The organism is Pseudomonas taiwanensis (assembly GCF_013393345.1).
GTDB lineage: Bacteria > Pseudomonadota > Gammaproteobacteria > Pseudomonadales > Pseudomonadaceae > Metapseudomonas > Metapseudomonas resinovorans_C.
The window spans coordinates 468333-493777 of record NZ_QJRF01000061.1; the positions used below are offsets into that span (position 1 = coordinate 468333).

The 25445-nt window shown below is 63.1% G+C and carries 27 protein-coding genes, 3 tRNA genes and 1 pseudogene; 15 read left to right on the forward strand and 16 right to left on the reverse strand.

Going from position 1 to position 25445, the window contains the following annotated elements; translation table 11 throughout:
- Positions 1-125: 125 nt before the first annotated feature.
- The 3 genes from DM872_RS16635 to DM872_RS16645 all read right to left on the reverse strand — a co-directional run bounded on the left by DM872_RS16635 (position 126) and on the right by DM872_RS16645 (position 3638).
- Complete coding sequence (locus DM872_RS16635; RefSeq protein WP_179060511.1) at positions 126-1493, reverse strand: spinster family MFS transporter; 1368 nt, start codon at positions 1491-1493, stop codon at positions 126-128.
- Positions 1494-1701: 208 nt separating this feature from the next.
- A complete protein-coding gene (gene hemH / locus DM872_RS16640; RefSeq protein WP_179060512.1) occupies positions 1702-2730 on the reverse strand; it encodes a ferrochelatase in 1029 nt (342 codons plus the stop codon).
- Positions 2730-3638 carry a TIGR01777 family oxidoreductase gene (locus DM872_RS16645; RefSeq protein ID WP_179060513.1) on the reverse strand — a complete coding sequence of 303 codons (909 nt, stop codon included), beginning with the start codon at positions 3636-3638 and terminating at the stop codon, positions 2730-2732. Before DM872_RS16645 ends, hemH begins: the two co-directional genes overlap by 1 nt.
- Positions 3639-3835: 197 nt before the next feature.
- Here DM872_RS16645 and DM872_RS16650 point away from each other — a divergent pair, with 197 nt between their 5' ends.
- From DM872_RS16650 to phrB, 4 genes are all read left to right on the forward strand, one after another.
- Positions 3836-4819 (forward strand): NAD(P)/FAD-dependent oxidoreductase, encoded by a 984-nt coding sequence (locus DM872_RS16650; protein ID WP_179060514.1) that lies wholly within the window; start codon positions 3836-3838, stop codon positions 4817-4819.
- A gap of 251 nt (positions 4820-5070) precedes the next feature.
- Positions 5071-6039: a YbgA family protein gene (locus tag DM872_RS16655; RefSeq protein ID WP_179060515.1), complete on the forward strand. Its 969-nt coding sequence runs from the start codon at positions 5071-5073 to the stop codon at positions 6037-6039.
- A 2-nt stretch (positions 6040-6041) separates the two neighbouring features.
- Positions 6042-6971, forward strand: coding sequence for a MerR family transcriptional regulator (locus tag DM872_RS16660; RefSeq protein ID WP_179060516.1), 930 nt, complete (start codon positions 6042-6044; stop codon positions 6969-6971).
- A gap of 11 nt (positions 6972-6982) precedes the next feature.
- A complete protein-coding gene (phrB, locus tag DM872_RS16665; protein ID WP_179060517.1) occupies positions 6983-8413 on the forward strand; it encodes a deoxyribodipyrimidine photo-lyase in 1431 nt (476 codons plus the stop codon).
- A 60-nt stretch (positions 8414-8473) separates the two neighbouring features.
- Here the strand turns inward: phrB and DM872_RS16670 are convergent, their stop codons facing one another.
- The 6 genes from DM872_RS16670 to hemA all read right to left on the reverse strand — a co-directional run bounded on the left by DM872_RS16670 (position 8474) and on the right by hemA (position 13811).
- A complete protein-coding gene (locus tag DM872_RS16670) occupies positions 8474-8989 on the reverse strand; it encodes an acyloxyacyl hydrolase (protein WP_179060518.1) in 516 nt (171 codons plus the stop codon).
- Positions 8990-9092: 103 nt separating this feature from the next.
- Positions 9093-9884, reverse strand: a complete 792-nt coding sequence (gene murI, locus DM872_RS16675) for a glutamate racemase (RefSeq protein ID WP_179060519.1) — start codon at positions 9882-9884, stop codon at positions 9093-9095.
- Positions 9877-10632: a molybdopterin-synthase adenylyltransferase MoeB gene (locus DM872_RS16680; RefSeq protein ID WP_179060520.1), complete on the reverse strand. Its 756-nt coding sequence runs from the start codon at positions 10630-10632 to the stop codon at positions 9877-9879. Before DM872_RS16680 ends, murI begins: the two co-directional genes overlap by 8 nt.
- Positions 10626-11456: a peptide chain release factor N(5)-glutamine methyltransferase gene (gene prmC, locus DM872_RS16685; RefSeq protein ID WP_179060521.1), complete on the reverse strand. Its 831-nt coding sequence runs from the start codon at positions 11454-11456 to the stop codon at positions 10626-10628. The genes DM872_RS16680 and prmC overlap by 7 nt, the downstream gene beginning before the upstream one ends.
- Position 11457: 1 nt before the next feature.
- Positions 11458-12540 (reverse strand): peptide chain release factor 1, encoded by a 1083-nt coding sequence (gene prfA / locus DM872_RS16690; protein ID WP_077524274.1) that lies wholly within the window; start codon positions 12538-12540, stop codon positions 11458-11460.
- Positions 12537-13811 carry a glutamyl-tRNA reductase gene (gene hemA / locus DM872_RS16695; protein ID WP_179060522.1) on the reverse strand — a complete coding sequence of 425 codons (1275 nt, stop codon included), beginning with the start codon at positions 13809-13811 and terminating at the stop codon, positions 12537-12539. Before hemA ends, prfA begins: the two co-directional genes overlap by 4 nt.
- A gap of 186 nt (positions 13812-13997) precedes the next feature.
- On the opposite strand from hemA, the gene DM872_RS16700 reads away from it, so the two are divergent.
- From DM872_RS16700 to DM872_RS16745, 10 genes are all read left to right on the forward strand, one after another.
- Positions 13998-15728 (forward strand): tetratricopeptide repeat protein, encoded by a 1731-nt coding sequence (locus DM872_RS16700; RefSeq protein WP_179060523.1) that lies wholly within the window; start codon positions 13998-14000, stop codon positions 15726-15728.
- Between the two features lie 3 nt (positions 15729-15731).
- Entirely contained in the window at positions 15732-16349 is a 618-nt protein-coding gene (gene lolB / locus DM872_RS16705) for a lipoprotein insertase outer membrane protein LolB (RefSeq protein ID WP_179060524.1), read from the forward strand.
- Between the two features lies 1 nt (position 16350).
- The gene (gene ispE / locus DM872_RS16710) at positions 16351-17202 is read left to right on the forward strand and encodes a 4-(cytidine 5'-diphospho)-2-C-methyl-D-erythritol kinase (RefSeq protein ID WP_179060525.1); all 852 of its coding nucleotides are present in this window, start codon (positions 16351-16353) and stop codon (positions 17200-17202) included.
- Between the two features lie 32 nt (positions 17203-17234).
- Positions 17235-17309, forward strand: a tRNA-Gln gene (locus DM872_RS16715).
- A 60-nt stretch (positions 17310-17369) separates the two neighbouring features.
- Positions 17370-17444, forward strand: a tRNA-Gln gene (locus DM872_RS16720).
- Between the two features lie 86 nt (positions 17445-17530).
- Positions 17531-18472: a ribose-phosphate pyrophosphokinase gene (locus DM872_RS16725; RefSeq protein WP_028629917.1), complete on the forward strand. Its 942-nt coding sequence runs from the start codon at positions 17531-17533 to the stop codon at positions 18470-18472.
- Positions 18473-18580: 108 nt separating this feature from the next.
- On the forward strand, positions 18581-19183 hold the full coding sequence (locus DM872_RS16730; RefSeq protein WP_179060526.1) for a 50S ribosomal protein L25/general stress protein Ctc: 603 nt from the start codon (positions 18581-18583) through the stop codon (positions 19181-19183).
- Positions 19184-19221: 38 nt separating this feature from the next.
- Positions 19222-19806, forward strand: coding sequence for an aminoacyl-tRNA hydrolase (pth, locus tag DM872_RS16735; RefSeq protein ID WP_077524268.1), 585 nt, complete (start codon positions 19222-19224; stop codon positions 19804-19806).
- A gap of 26 nt (positions 19807-19832) precedes the next feature.
- Positions 19833-20933 carry a redox-regulated ATPase YchF gene (gene ychF, locus DM872_RS16740; protein WP_179060527.1) on the forward strand — a complete coding sequence of 367 codons (1101 nt, stop codon included), beginning with the start codon at positions 19833-19835 and terminating at the stop codon, positions 20931-20933.
- A gap of 212 nt (positions 20934-21145) precedes the next feature.
- A tRNA-Met gene (locus DM872_RS16745) sits at positions 21146-21222 on the forward strand.
- Between the two features lie 86 nt (positions 21223-21308).
- On the opposite strand, the pseudogene DM872_RS30950 reads toward DM872_RS16745, so the two are convergent.
- From DM872_RS30950 to DM872_RS16770, 5 genes and pseudogenes are all read right to left on the reverse strand, one after another.
- A pseudogene (locus DM872_RS30950) lies at positions 21309-21599 on the reverse strand (excalibur calcium-binding domain-containing protein).
- A gap of 38 nt (positions 21600-21637) precedes the next feature.
- Positions 21638-21943: a HigA family addiction module antitoxin gene (locus DM872_RS16755; protein WP_179060528.1), complete on the reverse strand. Its 306-nt coding sequence runs from the start codon at positions 21941-21943 to the stop codon at positions 21638-21640.
- 51 nt (positions 21944-21994) lie between these two features.
- Positions 21995-22255, reverse strand: coding sequence for a Txe/YoeB family addiction module toxin (locus DM872_RS16760; protein ID WP_179060529.1), 261 nt, complete (start codon positions 22253-22255; stop codon positions 21995-21997).
- Positions 22255-22620: a type II toxin-antitoxin system Phd/YefM family antitoxin gene (locus tag DM872_RS16765; protein ID WP_179060530.1), complete on the reverse strand. Its 366-nt coding sequence runs from the start codon at positions 22618-22620 to the stop codon at positions 22255-22257. Before DM872_RS16765 ends, DM872_RS16760 begins: the two co-directional genes overlap by 1 nt.
- Before the next feature lie 109 nt (positions 22621-22729).
- The gene (locus tag DM872_RS16770; RefSeq protein WP_179060531.1) at positions 22730-22975 is read right to left on the reverse strand and encodes a FitA-like ribbon-helix-helix domain-containing protein; all 246 of its coding nucleotides are present in this window, start codon (positions 22973-22975) and stop codon (positions 22730-22732) included.
- A 214-nt stretch (positions 22976-23189) separates the two neighbouring features.
- On the opposite strand from DM872_RS16770, the gene DM872_RS16775 reads away from it, so the two are divergent.
- Positions 23190-23417 (forward strand): hypothetical protein, encoded by a 228-nt coding sequence (locus tag DM872_RS16775; protein ID WP_179060532.1) that lies wholly within the window; start codon positions 23190-23192, stop codon positions 23415-23417.
- Positions 23418-23529: 112 nt separating this feature from the next.
- Here DM872_RS16775 and DM872_RS16780 read toward each other — a convergent pair whose 3' ends face one another.
- A complete protein-coding gene (locus tag DM872_RS16780) occupies positions 23530-24528 on the reverse strand; it encodes an isocitrate/isopropylmalate dehydrogenase family protein (protein WP_179060533.1) in 999 nt (332 codons plus the stop codon).
- Positions 24529-24532: 4 nt separating this feature from the next.
- A complete protein-coding gene (locus DM872_RS16785) occupies positions 24533-25444 on the reverse strand; it encodes a DMT family transporter (protein WP_077524261.1) in 912 nt (303 codons plus the stop codon).
- Position 25445 lies beyond the last annotated feature (1 nt).

Here is a 25445-nt window from a genome sequence, read left to right on the forward strand (position 1 = left end):
AGCCCCGCGAATGCGGGGCTTTTCTTTTGCCGGTTGGGTAACGCCGCACTGTAGGTTGTGGCTGAGCTATGCGAAGCCCAACAATCCGAAACACTGCGTTGGGCTTCGCTGCACTCAGCCGCAACCTACGTGGAAGGCTGTGCCTCGCGCAGCATGCTGTCGTCCTGCGACTCCGCGCCCCAACTCTGCAGCCGCTGCAGGCTCTCGCGATAAGGTTTGAGCCCGGCCCACAGCAGCACCACCGAACTCGCCACCGCGATGGTGGTGACAATCAGCAGCGAGTAACGCAGGGCCTTGTCGTCGGCGAACACGTAGTCGGTCACCAGCGCGACGGCGGTGGGACCGAAGCCGAGGCCGATCAGGGTGATCACGAACAGGTAGATGGCCGAAGCCTGGCCGCGCATGGCGTTGGGCATGATTTCCTGGATGGCGGCCGGCGCCACGCCGAAGGGCATGCTCAAGCAGAACACTGTAGGCGCCATCAGCACTGTCACCCAGAAAGCGTCATCCAGCAGAGGAAACAGCACCACCAGCGGCAAGGCGCCGAGGGCGGCGAAGAGGCCGACGCGCATGTTGGCATCCGCGCGACCGTGCTTGGCCATCCAGTCCGCCAGGCGCCCACCGAATACGATCCCCAGGCAACCGAACACGGCCACCAGGCTGCCGTAGATCACGCCAACCTGGCCGGCGTCCCAGCCATGGGTACGGATGTAGAAGGTGGGAATCCACGCAGCGCTGCCATAACCGGCGAAGGCCAGGCCGGCGAAGCCGAAGTTGTGGCAGATGACGGTGCGCCGATTGCTGCGCAGGTAACGACCGACCTCCGAAAGGGGCACCACCACGCCAGCACCAATGCCACGCCGCTGCGGTTCGCGCACCGCCAGCATCAGCAGGGTGAAGAGCACGCCGGCGGCGCCAAGGATCAGGAAGATCAATTGCCATGGACGGACCTCGCCCAGCACCGGCAAGTGCACCTCGCCCTGGGCCGAAGCGAACTTGATCACCAGCCCACCCAGCAGGAAGGCCAACCCGGAACCGAGATAGACGCCCATGGAGTAGACGCTGATGGCCGTAGCACGCCGCTCCTTGGGGAAACTGTCGGCGATCAGCGAATAGGCCGCCGGCGATAGGGCCGCCTCGCCCACGCCTACGCCGATGCGGCAGAGCAGGAATTGCCAGTAGAGCTTGGCCATGCCACACGCGGCAGTGGCGGCGCTCCAGAACAGCACGCCGACGGCGATCAACCCACGCCGGCTGCGGCTGTCGGCCAGACGCCCCAGGGGAATGCCGCAGACGGTATAGAAGAGCGCGAAGGAGAGGCCCATCAGCAGGCTCATCTGCGTGTCGCTGATGACCAGGTCACGGCGGATGGGCTCCACCAGCAGGTTGAGAATCTGCCGATCGATGAAGGACAGCACGTAGGCCACCATCAGGATGGCAACGGTGGTCCAGGCTCTCAGGCCCGAGGGATAGCCATTGTTCTTGTTCTGCATGGGCTCTCCTCGGCGCCGCCGGTGCGGCGCACGACGGTTGAAGAAGAGCCCAGCTTAGGTGGCCATGGGCGGCCTGAATACGAGAACGGTCGTCATATAGGCAGGCTGAATGCGATCCGTGCCCTTCGGCTAATAGCTACCCCTGAAAACATCGTAGGAGCGAGCTCTGCTCGCGAAGGAGCTCCAGCTCACTCCTACGTACGTGGGGTCACAGAGGCCGCACTGCGGTTTCGCAGAGTTTCGCCAGGGCCGAAACCCATTGCGGATGGCTGTTCATGCACGGCACCAGCACCAGCTCCTGGCCGCCCGCTTCCTGGAACTGCTCGCTGCCACGCTGGCCGATTTCTTCCAGCGTCTCGATGCAGTCGGCAACGAAGGCCGGGCACATCACCAGCAGCTTCTTCACGCCCTGCTTCGCCAGTTCATCGAGCCGCGCTTCGGTGTAAGGCTCGATCCACTTGTCCTTGCCCAGGCGCGACTGGAAGGACACCGACCACTTGCCCGGCGCAAGGCCGGCGCGCTCAGCGAAGGCTTCCGCCGTGCGCTGGCATTGGCTGCGGTAGCAGACTGCCAGGACCTCGTCGCTGACACCACGGCTGTCGGCGGCGCTCAAGTCATGTTGCGGGTCGATACCCTTGACCAGCTTGCGGATATGCCGCTCGGGCAAACCGTGGAAGCTCAGCAGCAGGTGGTCGAAGTCCTGCTCCAGGTAGGGCTTGGCGCTGGCCACCAGGGCGTCCAGGTAATCCGGCTGGGCGAAGAAGGGTGGCAGCACCGCAACGTCCAGCTTGAGGCCCTGCTCGCGGATCACCCGGCGAGCTTCCTCGATGGCGGTCGTGGTGGTGCTATCGGCGAACTGCGGATAGAGCGGTGCCAGGGTCACACGCTTGATGCCCTGTGCTGCCAACTTGCGCAGGGCGCTTTCGATGGAAGGTTCGCCATAGCGCATCGCCAGTTCCACCGGGCCATGCCGCCAGTGGGGAACGATCGCGTCCTGCAATTCGCGACTGAGGACGATCAGCGGCGAGCCGTTCGGCCACCAGATGGACGAATACGCGTGAGCCGACTGCGCCGGACGCTTGATCAGGATCAGCGAAACCAGCAGGCGCCGCAGCGGCCAGGGCAGGTCGACTACATAGGGGTCCATGAGGAACTGATCGAGGTAGCTCCGTACGTCCTCCACCTTGGTGGAAGCCGGAGAACCCAGGTTGACCAGCAGCAGCGCGTGATCAGTCATCAAACATCCTTAGGCTTCAGCAGGTCGCCGAGGGCCATGTCCAGATCGGTGAATGCAAAGGTGAATCCCGCCGCCCGCAATCGGGCCGGTACCGCACGCTGGCCGCCGAGCAACAGACCGGCCAGTTCGCCCAGCACCAGGCGCAGGACGAACGCCGGCGCCGGCATGAAGGCTGGCCGCCCCAATGCGCGACCCAGGCTTCGGGCGAAGTCGCGGTTGCGCACGGGCTGCGGCGAGCACGCATTATAAGGACCGCGCGCGTCGCTTCGCTTCAAGAGAAAATCCATCAGGGCAATTTGGTCGTCGAGGTGCACCCACGGCATCCATTGCCGACCATTGCCCAAGGGGCCGCCCAGCCCCAGGCGAAAGGGCGGCACCAGGCGTTTGAGGAACCCACCGTCACGCGCCAGCACCAGACCGGTGCGCACCAGCACCACGCGGATGCCGAATGCCTCTGCGCGTTGCGCGGTCTCCTCCCAGGCCACGCACAACTGGCTGGCGAAATCGTCGGTCACCGGAGGTGAATCCTCAGTCAGTTCCCGCTCGCCCCCATCGCCGTACCAGCCAACCGCGGAGCCATTGAGCAGGACCTGCGGCATCTGGCCGCGCTTCTCCAGCCACTCCAGCATCTGCTCGGTGAGGGTGATGCGGCTGCCCCAAAGCTGTGCCTTGCGCTTGTTGCTCCACGGCCGGTCGGCAATGGGTTCGCCCGCCAGGTTGACGATGGCGTCCAAGGGTTCATCGCCATACTCGGGAAACTGACTGATGCCACGCACCGTGCGACCGCAGAGACTTGCCACGCTCTGCGGCCGCCGACTCAGCACTGTGAGCTGATGACCTTCCGCGAGCCAACGCTGGCAGAGCGCACGGCCGATCAGACCAGTACCGCCGGTCAGCAATATGTGCATGGCATCCTCCTCGCATGGCGCTAACTGCGGATATCGCCCTAGTCTGGTTTATGACGAATCAACGTGCCCCGGTTCGGGCCACGTATCGTCAGAAATGCAGAAGTCAGCGATTGGAACCGATCGACCTGTACAAAGCTTGAAATTTGTACAGGTGTTGTCTAAAGCGTAGCCTGTAGCCATAGGTAACGAGGTAGACCATGAGTGCACCTATCGCCATCATCGGTACCGGCATAGCCGGCCTCTCCGCTGCCCAGGCGCTGCATGCGGCTGGGCAGAACGTGGAGCTCTTCGAGAAGAGCCGCGGCAGCGGCGGACGCATGGCCAGCAAACGCAGCGACGCCGGCTCCGTGGACCTTGGCGCTCAATATTTCACCGCCCGCGACCGTCGTTTCGCCGAGGTGGTGCAGCAATGGCGCGATCGTGGCTGGGTCGCAGAATGGTCGCCCAGTCTCTACCACTTCAGCGAAGGCCAGCTGCTGCCCTCCCCCGACGAGCAGATCCGCTGGGTCGGCACACCACGCATGAGCGCCATCACCCGCGCCCTGCTCGGTGCCCTGCCGGTGAATTTCGCCTGCCGCATCACCGAGGTCTTCCGTGGCGAACGCCACTGGGGCCTTCAGGATGCCGAAGGCCTGAGTCACGGTCCGTTCAGTCATGTGATAGTCGCGACCCCGGCACCCCACGCTGCAGCCTTGCTGGCCGCCGCGCCCAAGCTCGCCGGTGCCGCCGCGAGCGTCGCCATGGAGCCGACCTGGGCCGTGGCGCTGGGCTTCAGTGAACCGCTGGATACCCGCGTCGAAGGCTGCTTCCTGCAAGACAGCCCGCTGGACTGGCTCGCCCGCAATCGCTCCAAGCCCGGCCGCGAAACCAGCCTGGATACCTGGGTGCTGCACGCCACCAGCAACTGGAGCAAGCAACACCTGGACATGCCCAAAGACGCGGTGATCGAACACTTGCACGGTGCCTTCGCCGAGATGATCGGCTGCGCCGTTCCCGCGCCGAACTTCAGCCTGGCGCATCGCTGGCTCTACGCGCGGCCAAGCCAGGCGCACCAGTGGGGCGCACTCGCCGATGCCGATCTGGGTCTTTACGCCTGTGGCGACTGGTGCCTGTCCGGCCGCGTGGAAGGTGCCTGGCTCAGTGGCCAGGAAGCCGCTCGGCGTCTGCTCGAGCACCTGTAATCGCGCGACCCGACCTGCGCAAATTCCCGCGCTCGAAATGGACGGCCCTGCGGCCGTCCAGACACGGAAAACACGTCCCCGTCCGCCCCTCCCGTCATCGATGAGAAGTGACGTCCTGACTGCTCGGCTGTCACTGATTCCCCTCAACCATAACTTGTACAAGACATTTGACTTGTACAAGTAAAGCTCTATGATTTCAGAAAATATGTACAAGATTCACGCCTTGTACAACTCATGTCCAGGTAACACCCATGGCCATGCATTTCGATCTGACACAGCGTCCCAAACTGGGTATCAGTGCCTGCCTGCTTGGTGAACCCGTGCGCTTCAATGGTGGGCACAAGGCGTCACGGCTGTGCAGTCACAGTCTGGCGGCGTACTTCGACTTCGTTCCCCAGTGCCCGGAAGTGGCCATCGGACTCGGCATACCCCGCGCGCCCATACGACTGATTGGCGACCCCAAAGCACCGCGCGCGGTCGGCACGCGCCAGCCGCAGCACGATCACACCGAAGCGCTGGCCGAATTCGGCAAGGTCATGGCCGAGCAGCTCGACGACATCAGTGGCTACATCTTCATGCAGAAGTCACCTTCCTGCGGGCTGGCACGGGTCAGGGTCCATCAGGTCAGTGGCCAGGCTATTGAAGGCGGCGGCCGAGGCATCTTCGCCCACGCCTTCTGCGCCCTGCGTCCGGATCTGCCGGTGGAGGAAGAAGGTCGCCTCAACGACCCTGTGCTGCGGGAAAACTTCTTCACCCGCGTCTACGCCTATGCGCAGTGGCAAGCACTGTGCCGCGAGGGACTGACGCACAAGGCGATCATCGCGTTCCACTCCCGCTACAAGTACCAGCTGATGGCCCACGACCCGGTGCAGTACAAAGTCCTTGGCCGACTGCTTGGCGACATCGGCGCGCACCTGGCAACGGAGATTGGGCCGCGCTATTTCTCCGCACTCATGACGGCCCTTGGCAAATGCGCCACGCGTGGCACCCACAGCAACGTGCTGCAGCACCTCAGTGGTTATCTCAAAACCCACCTCAAGCCCATGGAAAAGGCCGAGCTCCAGCGCCTGATCGAGCAGTACCGCAGCGGCGTCATCCCGCTGGTTGTGCCTATCACCCTGCTCAAGCATCACTTCAACAGTCACCCGGATCGCTACATCGCCCAGCAGGCCTATCTGCAGCCGCATCCGGAAGAACTCAGCCTGCGCAACGCCGTCTAGCCATGGACAGCCCAAGCGAAACCTCCATGGAAATCGACTACCAGGCTGCGCTGTCTCAGGGGCTGCTGCCCATACGCGAAGTGGCGCGCCAGACCGGCGTGATCCCGGTGACCCTGCGCGCATGGGAACGCCGCTACGGGCTGGTCGTGCCGCTGCGCACCCGCAAGGGCCATCGTCTTTACACGGCGGAGGATGTAGCGCGCATTCGCCTGATCCTCACCTGGCTGGACCGAGGCGTCGCCGTCGGCCAGGTCAAGGGGCTCCTCAAGGAACAATCTGCACTGCCCCTCGTCGAGCCCACGCAGGACTCACCCTGGGACCAGCAGCGCCGGCACCTGCTGGAAGCCATCGGCAATCTCGCCGAACGCCCACTGGACGAATACTTCAACGCCGCCGTGGCGCTCTATCCGCCACAGACCCTCTACCGGCAATTGTTGCAGCCCCTGCTGGAAGAACTGGATCAACGTTGGCGCGGCCAGTTCGGCAGCCAGGTGGAGCGTGTGTTCCTGCACGCCTGGCTGCGTACCAAATTGGGCGCGAGGCTCTACCACAACAACCGCCAGTACAGCGGGGCACCGATCCTGATGATCAATGTTTCGGAGCTGCCAATGGAGCCCGGACTCTGGCTCACGGCCTGGCTCGCCAGCAGCGCCGATTGCACAGTAGTCGTCTTCGACTGGCCGGTGCCCGCCGCCGAACTGGCCCTGGCCGTGGCGCGTATCCAGCCCTGCGCGTTGTTGCTCTATTCCAGCCAGCCGCTAAGCCCGGGGCAATTGCCCAGACTGCTCAACGGCCAACACTGTCCATTTCTGCTGGCAGGCCCCGCAGCGGCCATCCACCAAGCGGATCCCACTCCCGGCGTCATCCTGGCCCAAAGCCCGCTCGACGCCTTGCAGGCCCTGTCAGACCTCGGCCTGCTGCACAACCGATAAAGGAATGCGCCATGCGCCAGCTCATCTGGTTCCGCACCGACCTGCGCGTGCAGGACAACACAGCCCTGCAGGCCGCCCTCACCTCCGGCCCCACGCTGGCGCTGTACCTCATCAGCCCGGGTCAGTGGCAGGTGCACGACGACGCCCCTGCCAAGGTGGATTTCTGGCTGCGCAACCTGGCTGAGCTGGCTTGGGCACTGGACCGGCTGAACGTGCCGCTTCTGGTTCGCCACGTCGACACCTGGGCCGAAGCGCCACAAGTGCTGCGCGAGGTCTGCCATGAGTTCGACATCGGCTCGGTGCAGGTCAATGAGGAATACGGCATCAACGAGGCCCGGCGCGACCGCCAGGTGGCCGATCTATTGGCGGCAGACAATATCGTCCTGCACAGCCATCTCGACCAATTGCTGTTCCGTCCCGGCAGCGTGCTGACCCAGTCCGGCACCTGCTTCCAGGTCTTCAGCCAGTTCCGCAAGGCCTGCTACCAGCGCCTGCACACCGCGCTACCGAGGTGCCTGCCGCCCCCTGTGGCGCAGGAGGAACTGGATATCCCCAGCGATACGCTCCCGGCTTTGGTGGAAGGCTTCCCGATACCCCCGGAAAGCCTGCGCCAACTCTGGCCGGCTGGCGAAGAGGCCGCACGCGAACGCCTGGATGCCTTCGCCCTGGAAGAGCTCTGGTGCTACGAGGAACGCCGGGATTTCCCTGCGGCAGCCGGCACCAGCCAGCTTTCGCCCTACCTCGCCGCCGGTGTGCTTTCACCCCGCCAGTGCCTGCACGCGGCGCTGCGCAACAACCAAGGGGAGTTCGACAGTGGCAACCCCGGCGCCGTCTGCTGGATCAACGAGCTGCTCTGGCGCGAGTTCTACAAGCACATCCTGGTGGCCTTTCCACGGGTTTCCCGCCACCGGCCTTTCCGCAAGGAAACCGAAGCGCTGCATTGGCGCCGAGCGCCGGAGGAACTGGAAGCCTGGCAGCAGGGTCGCACCGGGATTCCCATCGTCGACGCGGCGATGCGCCAGTTGCTCGCCACCGGCTGGATGCACAACCGCCTGCGCATGGTGGTGGCCATGTTCCTCACCAAGAACCTGCTGATCGACTGGCGCGAAGGCGAGCGCTGGTTCATGCGTAACCTTATCGACGGTGACCTCGCGGCGAACAATGGAGGTTGGCAGTGGAGCGCCTCCACCGGAACCGATGCGGCTCCTTACTTCCGCATCTTCAACCCCATTAGCCAGTCGCAGAAATTCGACCCGGACGGCCGCTTCCTGCGTCAGTGGTTACCGGAGCTCGCTCATCTCGACAAGCGCGATATCCACAACCCGGCCGGGCTGGGTGGCCTGTACGGTGTGACGGGGTATCCGTTGCCCCTGGTGGACCTCTATGCCAGCCGCGATCGGGCACTGGAGGCATTCCGGAACCTTTCGGAACGCACCGTTTGAAGATTCGCGGCCAATAAAAAACCGGGCGCTTGGCCCGGCTTTCGATACTGCGGATTCGCCTCAGAAGGACAGGCGATAGTGCAGGGTGTAGGTCTCCACGCCATCGTTCGGCTGCTTGATGCCGGCGTTGGAGTAGTGCATGGCGCGCACGCCGACTTCCTGGTTGGCGAAGCGCAGGCCCAGGCCGATGCGGTCTTCAAACTGGAAGGAGGAACCCAGGTCGTTGTCTTCCAGGTCGGTATCGGAGAACACGGCCGCGCCGATACCAGCCTCGATGTAAGGCTTCACGGTTTCACCAGCGAACTCGTAAACGAACACCGGAGTGAAGGAAAGGCTGTTGTTGCTGGAGGTCTCATCACCTTCCCAGTAGGTGTAGGCGGCATCCCAGTAACCGGTCAGACGCCCTACATTGGTCTGAAACCAACTGCTGGAGAAGTCGAACTGGGTCCCCAGGCGATACACCATGGTGGATTCGCCAGTCTGGCCGATGTCCAGGGAAACGTCCGCAGCTTGCGCGGAAACGACTTGGCCGAGGGAAAGGGTTGCAGCGGCGGCCCAGCAGAAAAGCTTCTTCATGAAACCAATCCTTTTTCTGAAGTGCAGGCAGAAAATTCTTAATATCTGACGGCGATTATAGATAGCTTTTTAATCGGGGAAAGACATCTGGCGGACTTTTGTATCAATCCGGAAACCTGTCCACATGGACGGATTCGCCCCAGAGAATCGGCAAGATTTCCTGCATCGCCGATGGATCGCCGCTGGACCAGAAGAGGCAGGCCTCGGCCTCTTCTTCCGCCAACAGGCCGCGTGCCTCGAGCAGCCGCTGCAACTGCCGGGCGACCGCCGCGCCGGTATCGATCAGGCTGACCGAGTCCGGCACCATCTCGCGCAGCAAGGGGCGCAGGAAGGGGTAGTGAGTACAGCCGAGGATCAAGGTATCGCTGCCCTCGGCCAGCAGCGGCTCGACGTAGGCCGTCAGCAGGGCGCGCGTTTCCGGCCCCATCAGGTCGCCAGCCTCGATGCGTTCGACCAGCCCCGGGCAGGGCTGGGTAATGACGCGCACATCGCCCGCGAACCGATCCAGCAATGCGGCGAACTTGGCGCTCTTCAGGGTGCCAGTGGTCGCCAGCACCCCTACCACGCCGCTGCGCGTCGCTGCCGCAGCCGGCTTCACTGCCGGCTCCATGCCGACGATAGGCAGCTGTGGATAACGTTCCCGCAGGTCGGCCACGGCAGCCACGGTGGCTGTGTTGCAGGCCAGCACCAGCGCCTTGGCACCCTGGTCGAGCAGGAACTCGGCAATACGATGGCTGCGCTCGCGGATGAAGTCCGCGCTTTTCTCGCCGTAGGGCACGTGGCCACTGTCCGCTACGTAGAGAAGGGATTCGCGAGGCAGCAAAGAACGGATTTCCCGGAGTACGGAAAGGCCGCCGACGCCTGAGTCGAAGACCCCAACCGCCGCCTCAGGCATGCCGCACTCCGCAGACTTCGCAGGCCGGGTCGCGTTTCACTCGCAGCTCCCGGAAGCGACTGCCCAAGGCGTCCACCAGCAACAGGCGGCCGACCATGGGCTCACCGAAGCCGGCGATCAGCTTGAGCGCTTCCAGGGCCTGCAGGCTGCCCACCAGTCCAACCAGCGGGCCGACCACGCCGGCTTCGCTGCAGGTCAGTTCGGCTTCGCTGCCATGGCCGTAGAGGCAGTGGTAGCAGGGGCTGTCGTCGCGACGAGGATCGAAAACCGAAAGCTGGCCTTCGAGACGGATCGCGGCGCCGGACACCAATGGCTTGCCGGCAGCCACGCACGCCGCGTTCACCGCTTCGCGGGTACCGAAGTTGTCGGTGCAATCCAGAACCACGTCGACGGCGGCGACTGCCGCGGCCAGGGAGTCCACGTCCAGCGCGCGGCTATGCGGCACCAGACGGACCTCGGGGTTCAGCGCGGCAAGCCGGGCCATGGCCGAGTCGACCTTGCTCAGCCCGACGCTGTTGCTGTCGTGGACGATCTGCCGCTGCAGGTTGGTCAGGTCGACGCTGTCGAAGTCCGCGAGATGCAGCTCACCCACGCCGGCAGCGGCCAGGTAGAGGGAAACCGGCGAGCCGAGGCCGCCGAGGCCAACGATCAGGACGCGGCCCTGCTTCAGGCGCAGCTGACCATCGATATCGATCTGCGGCAGGAGGATCTGCCGGCTGTAGCGAAGGAGTTCCTGGTCACTCAGCATGGCCATTGCCCAAGAGAAATACGTTCATGACCGCCCAGGTCGCGGCGGCTCTCCACCTGCTGGAAGCCCTGCTGAACAAGCAGGTCGCGCACGGCCGGGGCCTGGTCGTAACCGTGTTCCAGCAGCAGCCAGCCACCCGGCAGCAGATGCCGCGGCGCGTCGGCGATGATCCGGCGAATGTCGTCCAGGCCATCCGCTCCGGCCACCAGGGCGCTGGAGGGTTCGAAGCGCACATCGCCCTCGGCCAGGTGCGGGTCCTGGGCGCGAATGTAGGGCGGGTTGCTGACGATCATCGCGAAGCGTTGTTCGCCCAGCGCGGAGAACCAGTGGCTTTCCACGAACCGGGCATTGTTCAGTTTCAGTCGCGCGCGGTTGCGCTCGGCCAGTTCCACGGCGGCGGCAATGCGATCGACACCGGTGACCTTCCAACCCAGGCGTTCGCACGCCAAGGCCAAGGCAATGGCGCCAGTTCCAGTGCCCAGGTCGAGCACCTCGGCCGGATTCGCGGGCAGCAACGCCAGGGCGGTTTCCACCAGCAATTCGGTGTCCGGGCGCGGAATCAGGGTATCCGGGGCCACTTCCAGGTCCAGGCTCCAGAAGCCTTGGTGGCCAAGGATGTAGGCGACCGGTTCACCGGTGCGGCGACGCTCCAGGAAGCTGGCGTAGCGTTCGGCCACTTCGCTGGAAACCACGCGCTCTGGCCAGGTGTGCAGGAAGCTGCGCGGCTTGCCAAGGGCGGCGGACAGCAGCAGTTCGGCGTCCAGGCGCGGGGTGGGCGAGTCCGGCAGGCGGGCTTCGCCGAGGAGGCTGGCGATGATAGTCACGTCAGTCTCCCAGCGCTGCCAGCTGGTCAGCCTGGTATTCGGCAAGCAGCGGCTCGATCACGGCCTCGACGCTACCGGCCATGACGTCGTCCAGCGCATAGAGCGTGAGGTTGATGCGATGGTCGGTGACCCGGCCCTGCGGATAGTTGTAGGTGCGGATACGTTCGGAGCGATCGCCGGAGCCCACCAGCAAACGGCGGGTATCGGACATTTCCTTGTGGGCTGCGGCTTCCTGCTGGTCGTTCAGCTTGGCCGCCAGCCAGGCCATGGCCTTGGCGCGGTTCTTGTGCTGGGAACGCTCTTCCTGGCACTCGACGACGATGCCCGACGGGATGTGGGTGATGCGCACCGCCGAGTCAGTCTTGTTCACGTGCTGGCCACCGGCGCCGGAAGCGCGATAGGTATCGACACGCAGATCGGCGGCATTGATCTCGATTGCGGCCTGCTCGTCCGGCTCGGGCAACACGGCCACGGTGCAGGCGGAGGTATGGATGCGACCCTGGGATTCGGTTTCCGGCACCCGCTGCACGCGATGCGCGCCGGACTCGAACTTGAGCTTGGCGTAAACGTTCTCGCCTTCGACGCGGGCAATCACTTCCTTGTATCCGCCGTGCTCCCCCTCGTTCTCGGAGAGGATCTCGACACGCCAACCCTGGCGCTCGGCATACCGGGAATACATGCGGAACAGGTCGCCGGAGAAGATCGCCGCCTCGTCACCGCCCGTGCCGGCACGAATTTCCAGGAAGACGTTGCGGCCGTCATTGGGGTCCTTCGGCAGCAGCATGCGTTGGAGACGGTCCTCCAGCTCCACCAACTGCTCTCGAGCCTGGCCCACTTCTTCTTCGGCCATCTCGCGCAGGTCAGGGTCGCTGTCCTTGAGCAGCGCCTGGGCGCCCTCGAGGTCCCCCTGAACCTTGCGGAACTCGCGGAAGGCGAGGATCACCGGCTCGACCTCGGCGAACTCCTTGGAGTAAGCACGGAACTTGCCCTGGTCAGTGATGACTTCGGCATCGCCGAGCAGGGCGGTGAGTTCCTCGTAACGGTCCTGGAGGAGGTCGAGCTTGTTCAGCAGGGAAGCTTTCATTGCGAACGTTTATCCGAGCCCTCGTCGAGGGCGAAGAGTTCCTGGGCCACGACCAGCGCGTCGAAGCGGCCATCGGCGGAGAGTTTCTTCAGCTGCACGCTGGGGGCGTGCAGCAGCTTGTTGGTGAGGCCGCGGGCAAGTTGCGCCATCACTTCCTCGGCCGAGGTGCCGTTCTGCAGCAGACGCTGGGCCTTGGCCACTTCCTCATCACGCAGACGCTCGGCCTGCTGGCGATAGGCACGCAGCACGTCGACTGCGGCCAGCTCGCGAAGGCGCTGCATGAACTCGTCGACGCCGGCGCCTACCAGTTCTTCAGCGGCTTGCGCCGCGCCCTGGCGGCTCTTGAGGTTCTCCGCGACCACCTCGTGCAGGTCGTCCACGGTGTAGAGGTAGACGTCGTCCAGTTCGCCGACTTCGGGCTCGATGTCGCGCGGGACGGCGATGTCCACCATGAAAATCGGCTTGTGCCGGCGCTGCTTCAGTGCGCGCTCCACCGCGCCCTTGCCAAGGATCGGCAGCTGGCTGGCGGTGGAACTGATGACGATGTCGCTGTTGACCAGCTCCTGGGGCATGTCAGCCAGCAACACCGCATGGGCACCGAACTCCTCGGCGAGGATGCTGGCGCGCTCAAGGGTCCGGTTGGCGACGACGATGCGCTTCACGCCCTGCTCATGCAGGTGGCGGGCGACCAGGGTGATGGTTTCGCCCGCGCCGATCAGCAGCGCCTGGCTGCGGTGCAGGTCGGAGAAAATCTGCTTGGCCAGGCTGACCGCCGCGAAGGCCACGGAAACCGGGTTTTCGCCGATGGCGGTGTCAGTGCGCACCGTCTTGGCAGTACTGAAGGTGGCCTGGAACAGGCGACCGAGCAGCGGGCCGACGGTACCGGCCTCACGCGCTACGGCGTAGGCGGACTTCATCTGGCCGAGAATCTGGGGTTCGCCAAGGACCATGGAGTCCAGCCCGGAGGCGACGCGCATCATATGGCGAACGGCGTCATCGTCCTGGTGCACGTAGGCACAGGCGCGCAACTCTTCCAGGCTGAGGTTGTGATAGCCGGCCAGCCACGCGAGGACTTCATCGGTGCTCGGGTGATCCTGCTCCAGGTAGAGCTCACTGCGGTTGCAGGTGGAGAGGATGGCCGCTTCACGGCTGGGCGTGATGCGACACAGCTGCTGCAGGGCCTCCACCAGCTGCTCGGGGGTGAAGGCCACGCGTTCGCGGACGTCCACCGAGGCGGTCTTGTGGTTGATACCAAGAGCAATGAAGGCCATGCAGGGTCGCTAACTGAAACGGGAGGGCGCGCAATTGTCCTACTTCACCCGAACGACGACAACCATTGCCGATAATTGTCTGCCCGCACAGGTTTTGCCCCGCCGCAGGTCGGCCCCCGCCCCATGTGCTAGCCTGACGGCTTGTGTCATGATGGGCCACTCGCTGGTTAGCCCCCTCCTTCCTATATGAATAGATCCCTCGCGTTGCTGACCGCCTTGCTGTTCCTCGGCGGCTGTCAGAGCTTGACCCACAAGTCCCCGGACGGCACTCCCCCGGTCGAGGAAGGCAACCAGGCCTCCGCGCCCGCCAAGCCCGAGGTCTATGGCTCGTTCAACCGCGAAACCCTCTACGCACTGCTCGCCGCCGAACTGGCCGGGCAGCGCAATCGCTTCGATATCGCCCTCGGCAACTATGTGCAACAGGCCAATGCCACGCAGGACCCGGCCGTGGCCGAGCGCGCCTTCCGCATCGCCGAATACCTGGGTGCCGACCAGGCTGCGCTGGATACCGCGCTGATCTGGGCCAAAAGCGCCCCTGACAACCTCGACGCCCAGCGCGCCGCTGCCGTGCAGCTGGCCCGCGCCGGACGCTACGACGAAGCCATGGCCTATATGGAGAAAGTGCTCCAGGGCCAGGGCGACACCCACTTCGACTTCCTCGCACTCTCCGCCGCGGAAACCGACGCCGATACCCGCGCCGGCCTGCTGCAGAGCTTCGACCGCCTGCTGGCCAAGCACCCCGACAACAGCCAGCTGGTGTTCGGCAAGGCCGTGCTGCTGCAACAGGACGGTCGCACCGAAGAAGCCCTTACCCTGCTCGAAGGCGTCCCCGCCAACGACAAGGAAATCGCCCCGATCCTGCTCCGCGCTCGCCTGCTGCAAAGCCTCAAGCGTGGCGATGAAGCCCTGCCGCTGCTGCAGAAAGCCATCAAGCAGCACCCGGACGACAAGCGCCTGCGCCTGACCTACGCCCGCATGCTGGTGGAGCAGGACCGCCTGGACGAAGCCAAGTCCGAGTTTGCCGGCCTGGTACAGCAGTTCCCCGACGACGACGACCTCCGCTACTCCCTGGCACTGGTCTGCCTGGAAGGCGAAGCCTGGGACGAAGCCCAGGTCTACCTGGAGGAGCTGGTGGAGCGCGGTAGCCACGTCGATTCCGCCCACTTCAACCTGGGCCAGGTCTACGAAAAGCGCGGCGACAAGGAAAGCGCTCTGATCGAGTACGCGTTGGTCGGCCCCGGCAACGACTACCTGCCCGCGCAGGTGCGTCAGGTGGAAATCCTCCTCGAAAGCGGCCGCGCCGATGAAGCCGAGGCACGCCTGGCCAAGGCCCGTGATGCCCAGCCTGATTACGCCATCCAGCTTTACCTGATCGAAGCCGAGAGCCTGACCGAGCGCCAACAGCCGGAGCGCGCCTGGAAGGTCATCCATCAGGGGCTGCAGCAGTTCCCGGACGACCTCAACCTTCTCTACACCCGCGCGATGCTGGCCGAGAAGCGCAACGACCTGGCCCAACTGGAAAAGGACCTGCGCTTCATCATCGAACGTGAGCCGGAAAACGCCATGGCGCTGAACGCCCTTGGCTACACCCTCGCCGACCGCACGACGCGCTACGACGAAGCCAGGAAGCTGGTGGAGCAGGCCCACAAGCTGAACCCGGACGACCCGGCGATCCTCGACAGCCTCGGCTGGGTGAATTACCGCATGGGCAACCTGTCGGAGGCCGAACGACTGCTGCGCCAGGCACTGCAGGAGTTCCCCGACCACGAAGTGGCTGCCCACCTCGGCGAAGTGCTCTGGGCCCAGGGCAAACAGGTCGAAGCCCGCAAGGTCTGGGCGGAAGCCCTGCAGAAGCAGCCCGACAGCGCCATCCTCCGTGACACCCTGCAACGCCTGACTGGCTCCGGAAACCTCTGATCCATGCGTTTACGTAATCTCCTGGCCGTCGGTGCGCTAGTCCTGCTCACCGGCTGCTCCGCCCTCGCCCCGCGCGAAACCCTCGAAGGCCAGGGTAACCAGGCCACCTGGAAAGCTCACAAGGAACAGGTCAGCACCCTCGATGGCTGGCAGATCAGCGGCAAGGTCGGCATCCGTGCACCCAAGGATTCCGGCAGCGGCACCCTGTTCTGGCTGCAGCGCCAGGATTATTACGACATTCGCCTGTCCGGCCCACTGGGTCGCGGCGCGGCCCGCCTGACTGGCCGTCCGGGCAATATCGAGCTGGAAGTGGCCAACCAGGGCCGCTACCAGGCTGATTCCCCCGAGGCGCTGCTCGAAGAACAACTCGGCTGGCGTCTGCCCGTTTCCCACCTGCTCTGGTGGGTACGCGGCCTGCCCGCACCGGACAGCCGCAGCCGCCTGACGCTGGACGGTGATAGCCGCCTTGCCCGCCTCGAGCAGGATGGCTGGCAGGTGCAGTACCTGAGCTACGTCGAACAGAACGGCTACACACTGCCCGAGCGCATCAAACTCAGCGGCGAGAACCTCGACGTCACCCTCGTGATCAAGGACTGGCAGCCACGCCAGCTCGGCCAGTGACATGCAGGATGCGCAACTCATCCTGCCGGCACCGGCCAAGCTCAACCTGATGCTGCACATCCTCGGCCGCCGGGCCGACGGATATCACGAGCTGCAGACCCTCTTCCAGTTTCTCGATCACGGCGACGAGCTGGGCTTCGCCTTGCGCGACGATGGTGAAATCCACCTGCGAACCGACGTGCCTGGCGTTCCCCATGACAGCAACCTGATCGTCCGCGCAGCGCGCAAGCTCCAGGCCGAGTCGGGCTGCCGACTCGGCGCGGACATCTGGCTGGAGAAACGCCTGCCCATGGGGGGCGGGATCGGTGGCGGCAGCTCCGACGCCGCGACCACCCTGCTCGCCCTCGATCGCCTGTGGAACCTGGGCTGGAGCGAGGATCGACTCGCCTCCCTGGGACTTACCCTGGGCGCCGATGTGCCGGTTTTCGTGCGCGGTCGCGCGGCCTTTGCTGAAGGCGTCGGCGAGCAGCTGACGCCGGTTGAACTGCCAGAGCCGTGGTTCCTCGTCGCTGTGCCGCAAGTCTTTGTCAGCACAGCAGAAGTTTTCTCCGATCCTGAGTTGACACGGAATTCGCCGCCCATTAAAGTTCGCAGCCTTCTTGAGGGGGGCGGTCGTAACGATTGCCAGCCGGTGGTCGAGAAGCGTTACCCAGATGTACGTAACGCTCTGATCTTGTTGAATAAATTCACTTCAGCTAGATTGACCGGCACTGGATCTTGTGTGTTTGGGAGCTTCCCAAACAAAGGCGATGCTGATAAAGTTCGCCGCCAACTTCCGGCCACTCTGCCGAGCTTTGTCGCCCAAGGCCGCAACATCTCCATGTTGCACCGCAAGCTTCAAGGTCTGGCTTGAGAAGGAATGCAAGGCATTCGGTTGTACGATACAGGGGCGTCGCCAAGCGGTAAGGCAGCAGGTTTTGATCCTGCCATGCGTTGGTTCGAATCCAGCCGCCCCTGCCATTAACCCACTGGGTCATGCGTACAGCGAAACGAATATCCTGCATAGCGAGTTACACACATAGGGGCGTCGCCAAGCGGTAAGGCAGCAGGTTTTGATCCTGCCATGCGTTGGTTCGAATCCAGCCGCCCCTGCCATACACTTGAAAAGCTGTTCAAAAGCCCACGGCCTTTGAACGGCTTTTTGATTCATCAGGTCTACCCTCAGCCGGCAGGTACTGCGCGTGTCCAAGATGATGGTCTTCACGGGGAATGCCAACCCCGATCTGGCGCGTCGCGTCGTACGTCAACTGCATATTCCCCTCGGTGATGCCTCCGTAGGCAAATTCTCCGACGGCGAAATCAGTGCTGAAATCAATGAAAACGTCCGCGGCAAGGACGTCTTCCTGATCCAGCCGACTTGCGCACCGACCAACGATAACCTGATGGAACTGGTGGTGATGGCTGACGCCTTCCGCCGTTCCTCGGCTTCCCGCATCACTGCGGTCATCCCCTACTTCGGCTATGCCCGCCAGGATCGCCGCCCGCGTTCCGCCCGCGTGGCCATCAGCGCCAAGGTAGTGGCTGACATGCTGACCGTCGTCGGCATCGACCGTGTACTCACCGTCGATCTGCACGCCGACCAGATTCAGGGCTTCTTCGACATTCCGGTGGACAACATCTACGGTTCCCCGGTCCTGGTCGATGACATCGAAGACCAGCGCTTCGAGAACCTGATGATCGTTTCCCCGGACATCGGCGGCGTGGTTCGTGCCCGTGCCGTGGCCAAGTCCCTCGGCGTTGACCTTGCGATCATCGACAAGCGTCGTCCGAAGGCCAACCAGTCCGAAGTCATGCACATCATCGGCGATGTCGAAGGCCGCACCTGCGTGCTGGTCGACGACATGGTCGACACCGCTGGCACCCTGGGCCACGCTGCCAAGGCCCTGAAGGACCACGGCGCTGCCAAGGTCTACGCCTACTGCACCCACCCGGTGTTGTCTGGCCGTGCCATCGAGAACATTGAAAACTCCGTGCTGGACGAGCTGGTGGTGACCAACACCATCCCCCTGTCCGCCGCGGCACAAGCCTGCTCGCGTATCCGTCAGCTGGATATCGCGCCGGTTGTGGCTGAAGCGGTTCGCCGCATCAGCAATGAGGAATCGATCAGCGCGATGTTCCGCTAAGCGGCCATCCCTGACGAAACGCGCCCCGCTCAGGCGGGGCTTTTTGCCCAACCGCCCGGATGCTGGTCGCAAGCATTACGGGCGTTTTGGTTATTTTGGAGAACTGTAATGACTGATTTCGCCCTGAATGCCGAAGCGCGTTCCGACCTGGGGAAAGGTGCGAGCCGCCGCCTGCGTCGTAATGCCAACCTGGTTCCCGCTGTAATCTACGGCGGCGAGAAAGCCCCGGTATCCGTAAGCCTGCTGGCCAAAGACCTGGCCAAGCTGCTGGAAAACGAAGCTGCTTTCAGCCACGTGATCGCCCTGAACGTTGCCGGTGCTACCGAATCCGTTCTGATCAAGGCCCTGCAGCGCCACCCGGCCAAAGGCTTCGTACTGCACGCTGACTTCCAGCGCGTAGTTGCCGGCCAGAAACTGACCGCCCACGTGCCCCTGCACTTCGTCAACGAAGCTACCTCCGTTGGCGTGAAGCAAGGCGGCGGCGAAGTTTCCCACACCATCGCTGAAGTCGAAGTCTCCTGCCTGCCGAAAGACCTGCCGGAGTTCATCGAAGTTGACCTGGCCAAGGTCGAAGTAGGTCAGACCGTTCACCTGTCCGACCTGACCCTGCCGAAAGGTGTCGAGCTGGTGGCCCTGGCCCACGGCAACGACCTGGCAGTTGCCAACATCCATGCTTCCCGCGTGGTGAAGGAAGAAGGCGAAGCCGAGTAATTTCTTACTCTGCGTCAGCCTGATAAAGGGCCCCTGTAGTGACTGCCATTCAACTGATCGTCGGCCTGGGTAATCCAGGCCCCGAATACGACCAGACCCGGCATAACGCAGGGGCCCTTTTCGTTGAGCGCCTGGCCGATCGCGAACGCGTCAACCTGAGCCTCGACAAGAAGTATTTCGGCCTGGTCGGGAAATTCTCCCATCAAGGTCGCGACGTTCGTCTGCTGATCCCCACCACCTATATGAACCGCAGCGGCCAGTCCGTAGCGGCATTGGCCGGGTTCTTCCGCATTCCTCCCGAAGCCATCCTGGTGGCCCACGACGAACTCGACATGCCCCCTGGAGTCGCCAAGCTCAAGACCGGCGGCGGCCACGGCGGCCACAACGGGTTGCGCGACATCATCGCCCAGCTCGGCAACCAGAATTCGTTCCATCGCCTGCGGCTTGGCATCGGCCATCCGGGGCACAGCAGCCTGGTATCCGGTTTCGTACTCAGCCGCGCCCCGCGCAGCGAACAGGAACTGCTCGACACCAGCATCGATTTCGCCCTCGACGTGATGCCAGAACTGCTCGCCGGTGACCTCACCCGCGCCATGCAGAAGCTGCACAGTCGCAAGGCCTGAACCCACTCCGCGCAGAGGCACATTCCATGGGATTCAATTGCGGCATCGTCGGCCTGCCCAACGTCGGCAAGTCCACCCTGTTCAACGCCCTGACCAAGTCCGGCATCGCAGCGGAGAACTTCCCCTTCTGCACCATCGAGCCGAACAGCGGCATCGTGCCGATGCCCGACATGCGCCTCAACGCCCTGGCCGAGATCGTCAAGCCTGAGCGCGTGATCCCCACCACCATGGAATTCGTCGACATCGCCGGCCTGGTTGCGGGCGCGTCGAAAGGTGAAGGCCTGGGCAACAAATTCCTCGCCAACATCCGCGAAACCGACGCCATCGCCCACGTGGTTCGCTGCTTCGAAGACGAGAACGTCATCCACGTCTCCAACAGCGTCGATCCCAAGCGCGACATCGAGATCATCGACCTCGAACTGATCTTCGCCGACCTCGACAGCTGCGAGAAGCAACTGCAAAAGGTCGCCCGTAACGCCAAGGGTGGCGACAAGGACGCCCTGGCACAGAAAGCCCTGCTGGAAAAGCTCATCCCCCACTTCAGCGAAGGCAAGCCGGCACGCTCCCTGCTGAAGAACCTGGGCGACGACGAAAAGCGCCTGGTTCGCGGCTTCCACCTGCTCACCAGCAAACCGGTGATGTACATCGCCAACGTTGCCGAAGACGGCTTCGATAACAACCCGCACCTGGATGTGGTCCGGGCCATCGCCGAAGAAGAAGGCGCGATCGTGGTGCCGGTGTGCAACAAGATCGAAGCCGAAATCGCCGAACTCGATGACGGCGAAGAGAAGGACATGTTCCTCGAAGCCCTCGGCCTCGAAGAGCCCGGCCTGAACCGCGTGATCCGCGCCGGCTACGACCTGCTCAACCTGCAGACCTACTTCACCGCTGGCGTGAAGGAAGTTCGCGCCTGGACCGTCCGCGTCGGCGCCACCGCCCCGCAGGCTGCCGCGGTTATCCACACCGACTTCGAAAAAGGCTTCATCCGTGCCGAAGTGGTCGCCTACGACGACTTCATCCAGTACAAGGGTGAAAACGGCGCCAAGGAAGCCGGCAAATGGCGCCTGGAAGGCAAGGAATACATCGTCAAGGACGGCGACGTGATGCACTTCCGCTTCAACGTCTGATCCACAAAGAGCCCCGGACCTCCGGGGCTTTTTGCTTTCGTAGGATGGTGTAGAGTGAAGCGAAACCCATCACTCGCCCCTCCCCTATCCCACCGAGCGTCACCGCGCCCTCCTGAAAACCCTCTTACCGCCTAAACGCTTGAAAGATCACAAAATTATCTAAGCGAAGGGGTTGACAGTCCCCCAAGAGATACGGAAAATGCGCGCCACTCGGCTACATAGCTCAGTCGGTTAGAGCGCAGCATTCATAATGCTGATGTCCCAGGTTCAAGTCCCGGTGTAGCCACCATACAAATCAAAGGGTTAGCGAAAGCTAGCCCTTTGTGCTTTCTGGGGTAGTGACTACAAAGTGACTACCCCCTGTCTACATTCCCCTCAGTTGCACCACTGCTGCTCACACGGCACACCATCGTTGTTCCCGTCCATCTTCACTCCAGGGCAATGCTGCAGGAAGTAAGTCGCCTCTTCGCATGAACTCATCTGCGAGCAGTAGGTCCGCCCATCACACGAATAGGTACGAGCAAGCGCGGGCGCAGACGGCTGGGCGGCAAAGCTGGAAGGTGCAGAATCACTTTCGTAACTGGTGACTGTCTGGCGATCCTAGTGCTTGAAGTAGAACTGCCATGCAGCGAAACCGACAGCGAGTATGAGGATGAGCTTCTTCATATGGGGGCTTTGAACTTCCGTGTGGTGTGTGAACTAGCCTATTCGACCGCTCGCAGCGGCTCTATCTCGCACTCGATCTCTTCGCCAGTCGCAGCGTAAGTAGTCGCTAAGGCGCACTCAGTCTGCAGGTTCATCCAGAACTGGGCAGTGGTATCGAAGTAGCGACCGAGTCGGAGGGCCATGTCCGCAGTGATCCCACGACGCTCACACACGATATCGTTCACGGTCGGCGCGGACACATGCAGCGCGCGAGCGAGTGCGGCCGGTGTGATGCCCAGCGGCTCCAGGAACTCTTCCCGCAGAATCTCTCCAGGATGAATGGGCCGCATGCCATTGATTGTCATGGTGCCTCCTCCATAGTGGCTACGCCCCTCTTTGCTCATCGCTGTTGCCGGTCAGTAGTGATAGCGGCACGACAGAATCTCCAGCGCCTCTCCCACTTGCCGATAGACCAGTCGGTTAGTGTCATCTATTCGCCTAGACCACCATCCCGACAAGTTCTCTTTCAAGGGTTCAGGCTTGCCGACTCCTTCAAATGGACTTCGACAGCAATCCTTGATGAGCAGGTTGATGCGCTTCAGCGTCTTCTTGTCCTGGCCCTGCCAGTACTCATAGTCAGCCCATGCCTCAAGCGACCAAACGAGGCGGCTTGTCATCAACGAGCTGCCTTTCCTGGTTTCGCAGCTGTAGCCCGCGCTTTCTTCGTTTCAGGCTTGGCTGATCCAGCGGTCGACGGACTGCCTGCAATCTTGCGAGGAGGTGGCTCTTCGTCCTCCATCAACCCCCGCACTACCGTTTTGCCGGATTCCATTTGAGCCAGAGAGCGCGCCAGGTGAGCGGCGTTAGCCGGCGATTTCAGCAGATGGACGGTTTCCATCAGGCTGTTGAAGCTATCGAGGGAAAGCAGCACGGCGTCTGGCGCATCGCGGCGAGAAATCACGGTGAAGTCTGAGTCGTTTACGACGTCATCGATGACTTTCTTCAGATTGTTGCGGGCATCAGAGAAATTGACCACGCGCATGGCGGTACCTCATGTGCAATTTACTGTACAAGTCTATAGCTCATGAATGCTGGCTAGCAACTCACTGCAACCGTCAATACCTCAGACAACACATTGGTATCGAGCAGGATCATTCATCAAAGTCCGCTGCACGGGCCTTGGTCTTGCGGGCGGGTAGTTCGACATCAACGCCACCCACAGCAGCAAAGCGGCTATGAATCCGGGAGCCCATTCCACTGGGCTTGTCCTGTCTCGCAAGCGCTTCAGCGAGGATCACCTTCACCTCCTCTTCCATCGACCGGCCATGACTGGCCGCAACGACGCGAAGCCGAGCCCTGAGATCGTCATCCAGGTTGCGAATCGTAATGCTGGCCATGGAACCTCCGGTGAAATCATTGCAATCGCTGGAATAATATTGGGACGTTACCGCCCTCCGCTAACCGTGCTGGATGATCCGCTACTGGAAGGTGAATCAAAACGTCAGAACCCACGAACGCCTTAGTAGGAGTTATCCGATTCGCTCTAGCCTGCATAGACCGCTCTCACCCTTCGTGATGACCTTGCGCGGTCGTCCATGCGAGGCAATCCACATGCAGATTCATGTTGGCGAACGCAGGGAAGGTGACGTGCTTACGCTGAGGGTGCTGGAAGGAGTCAGCGAATCAGCGTTGATGGAGATGTTGAAGGCGGAGGGGATCGAGATTGTGGTTGGGCCGATTGTGAATGGCTCGGCGCGACTCGAGGTTCGGGCGCCTAAACGGATGTTGGTTCTGGTAGAGAAGGCTCTGCCTGGGCCACCGGAACTTGATTCCGGGTGAATGTGGAAACCCCGCTTTGGCGGGGTTTTCTATTTGTGGAAGCTGAAGTCTGTGCGGGGTTATCGCCCTCGCCCCCGGCCCCTCTCCCTGAAGAGAGAGGGGAGCAAAAGCATTAGAGCGCAGCCAGAATGCCCTGTCCTACTACCCGGGTGGTGTCGAAGCCGAAGTCTGCCTTGCCTTCCTCGCGCAGGAAGTTTTCCACAGCGGTTTCCAGGCGATTGGCCAGGGCGGGTTTCTGCCAGTGGTAGCGGAGTAGCAGAGCCGCACTGAGGATGGCAGCAATGGGGTTGGCGCGACCGCTGCCGACGATGTCGGGAGCGCTGCCGTGGACGGGTTCAGCCAGGGCGATGCCGTTGCCCCAGTTGAGGGAAGGCGCCAGGCCCAGGCCGCCGCTCCAGTGGCAGGCAAGGTCGGAGAGGATGTCGCCGAAAAGGTTGCTGGTGACGATCAGGTCGAAGGCTTCGGGTTGCTCCACCAGTTGCAGCGCGGCGAGATCGACCAGGCGTTCGTCGAGTTCGGCGGCCCACCCCTCCCCTTCCAGCACTTCGCGGCAGGTGTCGCGGAACAGGCCGCAGGTCACGGGTAGGACGTTGGTTTTGTGGACCAGGGTGATGCGCCTTGCCTTGCGGGCCTTGGCTACTTCCAGTGCGCGGCGGGCCAGGGCTTCGGTGGCATCGCGGCTGATGACCCGTTCGGCGATGGCGACGCCTTCGGATTCCCAATGCTCGCGGCCGCTGTAGAGGCCTTCGCTGTTCTCTCGGAGAATCATCAGGTCGACGCCCGGCCGGGGCGAGACACAGGGCCAACTGCGCACTGGGCGCAGGTTGGTGTTGAGTTTCAGACCCTGGCGCAGTTGCAGGATGGCGCTGCGGTAACCGGGCACACGCTGGCCTGTGGGAGAGGAGACCGCACCGAAAATACCGGCGCCGCAGTCACGCATCGTCTGGAAGGTGGCCTCGGGAACCGCATTGCCGTGGCGCTGGAAGCAGCTCCAGCCGGCCTCCGCTTCCACGGTTTGGAGGTCCGGAAGGAGTTTTTCCAGCAGCTCGACCGCCACAGGCACCACTTCGTGTCCGATGCCATCCCCGGGGATGACGACTAGTTTGTGCATGGACTCACCTCAGCGAGGGGCGCGTCGCCAACAACAGGCCGGAGAAGATCATCGCCCCACCCAGCCAATGGTAGGCCTGCAGGCCCTCGCCCAACAGCAGGTAGCCGAGCAGCGCGGTGAACACCGGCATCAGGTAGTTGGTGAGCACAGCCTTGGCCACGCCCAGTACGCGAATACCCTGGTTCCACAAAAGATAGGCCAGGAGAGAGGCGCAGACACCTGTGTAGCCAATGGCGGCGAAGTTTTCGACAGACAGTTCGAAGCGCTGCCCGCTGGCCAGCTCCAGCAAGTAGAACGGCAGCAGCACAGGCACCCCGCATCCCACCAGCGCTCCCAGCAGCACCAGCGGCGGCAGCTTGAAGTAGTGGTTCCAGCGGCGCAGCAACAGGGTGTAGAGGGCCCAGTCCACTACGGCAAGCAGCATGATGAGGTCGCCCGGGTTGAACGACAGCGCGGCCAATTGCGCCAGGCGGCCCTGGGCGATCAGCACCAGCAGCCCGCTGGTCGCTACCGCCATGCCAAGCCAGGCGCGCCGTGGCGGCCATTCATTGAGCAGCACACCAGCCCCGATGAAGGTGGCCAGCGGTAGGCAGGTATTGAGCAGGGTAAGGTTGATGGCCACGGTAGTGCGCGCGGCGAAGTAGAGCAGCACGCTGTAGGTGCTGATCCCCAGCACGGCCACTACCAGCAGGCGCCAGCCGGCATGACGCAGCGCGCTGCGATGCTCCCACATGGGCCGTGCAACGAAGGGCAACAGGATGGCCAGCGCCAGCGTCCAGCGCCAGAAGGCCAGGGTGAAGGGTGGAATGGCATCGTGGAAAGCGCGGGCTACCAGGGCGTTGCCCGCCCAGAATACGCTGGCCACGAGCAGGCCGAGCCAGGCCAGGCCAACGGCCCGGCTGTTGTATTGCGTCATG